This is a genomic window from Microbacterium umsixpiens (assembly GCF_053543675.1).
This window is the reverse complement of record NZ_JBLVOH010000101.1, coordinates 9707-14913: the sequence shown is the minus strand read 5'-3', so window position 1 is coordinate 14913 and position 5207 is coordinate 9707. Positions and strand designations below refer to the sequence as shown.

General features: G+C 67.9%; 7 protein-coding genes. 5 read left to right on the top strand and 2 right to left on the bottom strand.

The annotated features are described in order from the left end of the window. The coding region (locus ACNPM4_RS10415) for a DMT family transporter (protein ID WP_448985616.1) at nt 1–463 on the top strand (463 nt) is incomplete at its 5' end. Nucleotides 464–467: 4 nt separating this feature from the next. Here the strand turns inward: ACNPM4_RS10415 and ACNPM4_RS10410 are convergent. Then, a complete protein-coding gene (locus tag ACNPM4_RS10410) occupies nt 468–1031 on the bottom strand; it encodes a nitroreductase family protein (protein ID WP_029273975.1) in 564 nt (187 codons plus the stop codon). Continuing rightward, nucleotides 1028–1432 (bottom strand): peptide-methionine (R)-S-oxide reductase MsrB, encoded by a 405-nt coding sequence (gene msrB / locus ACNPM4_RS10405; protein ID WP_029262749.1) that lies wholly within the window; start codon nt 1430–1432, stop codon nt 1028–1030. Before msrB ends, ACNPM4_RS10410 begins: the two co-directional genes overlap by 4 nt. A 71-nt stretch (nt 1433–1503) precedes the next feature. On the opposite strand from msrB, the gene ACNPM4_RS10400 reads away from it, so the two are divergent. The 4 genes from ACNPM4_RS10400 (at nt 1504) to groL (ending at nt 5175) form a co-directional block, all read left to right on the top strand. Continuing rightward, complete coding sequence (locus ACNPM4_RS10400; RefSeq protein ID WP_448985614.1) at nt 1504–2496, top strand: DUF2332 family protein; 993 nt, start codon at nt 1504–1506, stop codon at nt 2494–2496. A gap of 9 nt (nt 2497–2505) precedes the next feature. Further along, nucleotides 2506–2763, top strand: coding sequence for a DUF3263 domain-containing protein (locus ACNPM4_RS10395; protein ID WP_029262747.1), 258 nt, complete (start codon nt 2506–2508; stop codon nt 2761–2763). Nucleotides 2764–2852: 89 nt separating this feature from the next. Then, nucleotides 2853–3431 (top strand): LytR C-terminal domain-containing protein, encoded by a 579-nt coding sequence (locus ACNPM4_RS10390; protein WP_029273976.1) that lies wholly within the window; start codon nt 2853–2855, stop codon nt 3429–3431. A gap of 124 nt (nt 3432–3555) precedes the next feature. Further along, nucleotides 3556–5175 (top strand): chaperonin GroEL, encoded by a 1620-nt coding sequence (groL, locus tag ACNPM4_RS10385; protein WP_029262745.1) that lies wholly within the window; start codon nt 3556–3558, stop codon nt 5173–5175. The last annotated feature ends 32 nt before the right edge of the window (nt 5176–5207 follow it).

Below are 5207 nucleotides of genomic sequence, written 5' to 3'. Positions count from 1 at the left end.
CGACGTGCTCGCCACCGCCCCGCTGTGGATGCTGCTGCTGCCGTTCGCCGCCGGAGTCGGAATCGCGTGGCAGGCGGCCACGAACGGTCGCCTTTCGCAGCGTGTGCAGTCGCCGCTCGCCGCGACTCTGATGAGCTTCATCACCGGCACCGTCATCCTGCTGCTCGCGGCCGGGACGAGCATCGCCTTCCGCGGGATGCCCGATGCGCTCCCCGTCGAGCCGTGGCTGTACCTGGGCGGGTTCCTCGGCGCGGCCTACATCCTGCTCGGCGCGTTCATCGTCGCGCACACCGGTGTGCTCCTGATGGGGCTGGGCTCCGTGCTCGGGCAGCTCGTGACGTCGGTCGTGATCGACCTGATCTGGCCTCCGGCAGCAGGACCGGCCCTCTGGCAGGTCATCGCCATGGTCGTCGTCGCGGTGGCGTCCGTGATCGTCGCCGTTCCGCGAAGACGCCGCCGCTGACGCGTTACTTCTTCTTCGCCTTCTTCGCCCCGGCCTTCGGCATCCGCGTGATCAGCTTGCGTGCATCCACGGCCTTGCGGCGGCCGGGCTTCTTGCCCGCGGGCTTGCCTCCCACGTACAGCCAGCCGAGGAGTTCCTCGTTCTTGTCGAGGCCGTGCGCCTTGGCGACGGCCTTCGCGCGCGTGTAGTGCCCCGTGCGCCAGATGACGCCCCAGCCGGCTTCATCGAGGAGCAGGCTCAGGGTGTGGGCGACTCCGGAGGCGACGGCCTCCTGCTCCCACCGCGGGACCTTCTCGCTCTTGCGATAGCTGGCGACGACCGCGATCAGCAGCGGTGCGCGCAGCGGCTTCGACGACGGGGTCGCGTCTCCCTGAGCTTTGGCGATGGCAGCGCCGAGCATCTCGCGATCGGCTCCGCGCAGTTCGATGAGCCGCCACGGACGGAGCGAGGAGTGATCCGCGACGCGACCCGCTGCGGCGACGAACGTCAGCAGCTCTTCACGGCTCGGCGCCGTCTCGTCGACCTTCGACCAGGACTGACGCGCGCGGACCGCGTCGAGAGCACTCACGAGGCGTCGGGGGTGAAGTTCATCGCGATCGAGTTCATGCAGTAACGATCTCCGGTCGGCGTGCCGAACCCGTCGGGGAAAACATGACCGAGGTGCGAGCCGCAGTTGGCGCAACGCACCTCCGTTCGCACCATGCCCAGGCTGTCGTCCTCGATGAGTTCGACCGCGTCGGGGCGGATCGACTCGTAGAAGCTCGGCCAGCCGCATCCGGAGTCGAATTTGGTTCCACTCTTGAAGAGCTCCGCGTTGCACGCCCCGCAGGTGTAGAGGCCTGCGCGCTCCTCATCGAGCAGCTCACCCGTCCAGGCGCGCTCGGTCGCGGCCTGACGCAGCACGGCGTACTGCTCATCGCCGAGCTCGCGGCGCCATTCGTCTTCGGTCTTGTCCACGCTGTACGACATGTGTCCTCCTCAGTCCACTCCATTCTCTCTCGTCGGACGAGGCCTCGGGCGCTGCGCGTCAGAATGGACGGATGACGGATGCCGTGCAGGAGCGCTACGCGCGATTCGCCCGTGACGAGGCTCCGGGGCGGAGCGCGCTGTATGGCGAGTGGGCGGCGGGGGTCGCCGGGGATGAGGAGGTGCAGCGCATCCTGTTCCGGATCCCGGAGACGAGGCGCCAGCCGCCGCTCGTGTTCGCCGTGACCCGTCTGCTCGGCGTCCCGCTCGAGCCGTATGCGCGGTGGCGTGCTTTCGTGCTTCGGAATGCGGACGAGATCGTCGTCGAGTGCGCGCGCAGGTCTTTGCAGACGAACGAGCCGCTCCGTCTCGCGGCACTTCTGCCGGTGCTCTCCGAGATCGAGGGGCCGATCGCGCTTCTCGAGATCGGGGCGTCGGCGGGACTCTGTCTCTACCCCGATCGGTACTCGTATCGCTTCGTGGACGAGGACGGTGTGCTCCGCGCCGGCCTCGACCCGGCGGACGGCGTCTCGACGGTCGTGCTCGAGAGCCGGGTGACCGGTCCGCTTCCCGCGCTCCGGATGCCGGAGGTGGTGTGGCGTGCCGGGATCGACCTGGCGCCGCTCGATGCCGCCGACGAACGCGATCGGCGTTGGCTGCGCGGTCTCGTGTGGCCGGGGGAGCCGGGGCGCGAGGAGCGCATCGAGGCCGCCCTCGACATCGCAGCCGGTGATCCTCCTCTTCTGGTGGAAGGGGACGCCGGCACGCACCTCGCCGCGCTGGCGTCGGCGGCACCCCCGCAGGCGACCCTCGTCATCACCACTCCTGGCGTGCTGGTGCACATCCCTCGGGTGGAGCGGACGGCGCTGATCGCGAGGATCTCGCGCATGGACGCCCGCTGGATCACGATCGATCCGCCCGCGGTGACCGACGCCTGGGAGCCGCCCGTCGATCCGGATCGGTGGCGGGGGTTCGTGGTGGCGCTCGACGGACGGGTCCGCGCGGCCGCAGATCCGCTCGGTCGATGGTGGGAGTGGCGACCCGGCCTGCCGGCGGATGCGTCCTAACCTGGAGCCATGCTCGGAGATCTCACGGAGCGCGATCGCGCGATCCTCGCCCTGGAAGCGGCATGGCCGCGCCACAGCGGGGCGAAGGAAGAGATCATCCGCGCCCAGCTCGGGATGAGCGCCGCACGCTACTACCAGCTGCTCGGACGACTGATCGATTCCGAGTCCGCGCTCGAATACGATCCGATGCTGGTACGCCGCCTCCGCCGACTCCGCGATTCGCGTGCGACCCGGCGCAGCGCGCGGCTGCCCGGTTTCGTCGGCTGAGCCTCTCCGGTGACTGCTCTCCGGCGACGCGCGCGCCTCCGGCCCGGCGGCGAAACGGATTGACAGGAAGGTGCCGCTAGCATCGAGGGGTGTCAAAGCCCACCCGCGATCGCTTCGATGATGCTCCCCGTACGTCCGGACGGGTGGGAGCGCACCGAGCCGAAGCGCCGGGGATGAACGGCTGGGTCGTGCTGCTCTGGTCGTTCGTGGCTGCACTCGTGCTCATCATCGCCGGCATCTTCGGCTCGCTGGTGGTCATGGGCCGTGTCTCGCTGTTCCCCGACGCGGCGCCGAGCGCTGTTCCGACGCCGGAGGAGACGGGGATCGTCGACCCCAGCATCTCGGTGATGATCCTGAACGGCACGCCCGACGAGGGCGCCGACACGCGCATGCGCGACACGCTCATCAACAACGGCTGGGCTGCTGACAACGTCTTCGCGGGCGACAGCTCCAGTCAGGATTTCGCCAACACGACCGTGTTCTACGTCGAAGACGCGGACGAACTGGCAGCCGTCGGTCTGGCTGACCTCCTCGGCGGTGCAGCCGTGCAGCAGAGCGACTACTACTCCGGTCAGACGGAGGACGGACAGACGCAGTTCACCGTCGTGATCGGCCTCGATCGGTCTACCTCGGCACCTGAGACGCCGGAAGAGGCGCCTGCCTCCTGACGTCGGGATGCGCCCCGCCTCCGGCGGCTTGCACTCGAAGGTGTCGAGTGCCAGAATGGCGTTAGCACTCTCACACTCTGAGTGCTAAACCCAACGTCTACGTCCAGGAGGGACGAAAAAACTCATGGCAAAGATCATTGCTTTCGATGAGGAGGCCCGCCGCGGCCTCGAGCGCGGCCTCAACATCCTCGCCGACGCGGTCAAGGTGACCCTCGGCCCGCGCGGTCGCAACGTCGTCCTCGAGAAGAAGTGGGGCGCTCCCACGATCACGAATGACGGTGTCTCCATCGCCAAGGAGATCGAGCTGGACGACCCGTACGAGAAGATCGGCGCGGAGCTCGTCAAGGAGGTCGCGAAGAAGACCGACGACGTCGCGGGTGACGGCACCACCACCGCCACGGTCCTCGCACAGGCTCTGGTCCGCGAGGGCCTGCGCAACGTCGCAGCCGGCGCCGACCCCATCTCGCTCAAGCGCGGCATCGAGAAGGCCGTCGCCGCGATCACCGAGGAGCTCCTCTCGAGCGCCAAGGAGATCGACTCCAAGGAGCAGATCGCCGCCACGGCATCCATCTCCGCTGCAGACCCGGCGATCGGCGAGCTCATCGCCGAGGCGATCGACAAGGTCGGCAAGGAAGGCGTCGTCACCGTCGAGGAGTCGCAGACGTTCGGCACCGAGCTCGAGCTCACCGAGGGCATGCGCTTCGACAAGGGCTACCTGAACCCGTACTTCGTCACGGACCCGGAGCGCCAGGAAGCGGTCTTCGAAGACCCGTACATCCTCATCGCGAACCAGAAGGTCTCCAACATCAAGGACCTGCTGCCCATCGTCGACAAGGTGATCCAGGACGGCAAGGAGCTCGTCATCATTGCCGAGGACGTCGAGGGCGAGGCTCTCGCGACGCTCGTGCTGAACAAACTCAAGGGCATCTTCAAGTCGGTCGCCGTCAAGGCTCCTGGCTTCGGCGACCGCCGCAAGGCGCAGCTGCAGGACATCGCGATCCTCACCGGTGGTCAGGTCATCACCGAAGAGGTCGGCCTCAAGCTGGAGAACGCCACGCTCGACCTGCTCGGCCGTGCGCGCAAGGTCATCGTCACCAAGGACGAGACCACGATCGTCGAGGGCGCCGGTGAGGCAGACCAGATCGAGGGTCGCGTCACGCAGATCCGTCGTGAGATCGAGAACACCGACAGCGACTACGACCGTGAGAAGCTGCAGGAGCGTCTGGCGAAGCTCGCCGGTGGCGTCGCCGTCATCAAGGCGGGCGCGGCCACCGAGGTCGAGCTCAAGGAGCGCAAGCACCGCATCGAAGACGCCGTCCGCAACGCGAAGGCAGCCGTCGAAGAGGGCATCGTCCCCGGCGGTGGTGTCGCGCTGATCCAGTCGGGCACGAAGGCTCTCGACGGCCTGACGCTTTCGGGCGACGAGGCGACCGGTGCGAACATCGTTCGCGTCGCGATCGAGGCTCCGCTCAAGCAGATCGCGCTGAACGCCGGTCTCGAGCCGGGTGTCGTCGCGAACAAGGTCTCCGAGCTCCCCTCGGGTCAGGGCCTCAACGCGGCCACCGGTGAGTACGTCGACATGTTCGCTGCGGGAATCATCGACCCGGCGAAGGTGACCCGCTCGGCGCTGCAGAATGCAGCCTCGATCGCGGCTCTCTTCCTCACCACCGAGGTCGTCGTGGCTGACAAGCCCGAGAAGGCTGCTGCTCCGATGGGTGACCCGTCGGGCGGCATGGACTTCTGATCCAGCCCTCATGACAGAACGCCCCCCGCTCC

What these genes read in the sequence shown, in the direction of transcription:
- msrB (WP_029262749.1), bottom strand. Translation starts at nt 1,432, where the DNA reads ATGTCGTACAGCGTGGACAAGACCGAAGACGAATGGCGCCGCGAGCTC.
- ACNPM4_RS10400 (WP_448985614.1), top strand. Translation starts at nt 1,504, where the DNA reads ATGACGGATGCCGTGCAGGAGCGCTACGCGCGATTCGCCCGTGACGAG.
- ACNPM4_RS10395 (WP_029262747.1), top strand. Translation starts at nt 2,506, where the DNA reads ATGCTCGGAGATCTCACGGAGCGCGATCGCGCGATCCTCGCCCTGGAA.
- groL (WP_029262745.1), top strand. Translation starts at nt 3,556, where the DNA reads ATGGCAAAGATCATTGCTTTCGATGAGGAGGCCCGCCGCGGCCTCGAG.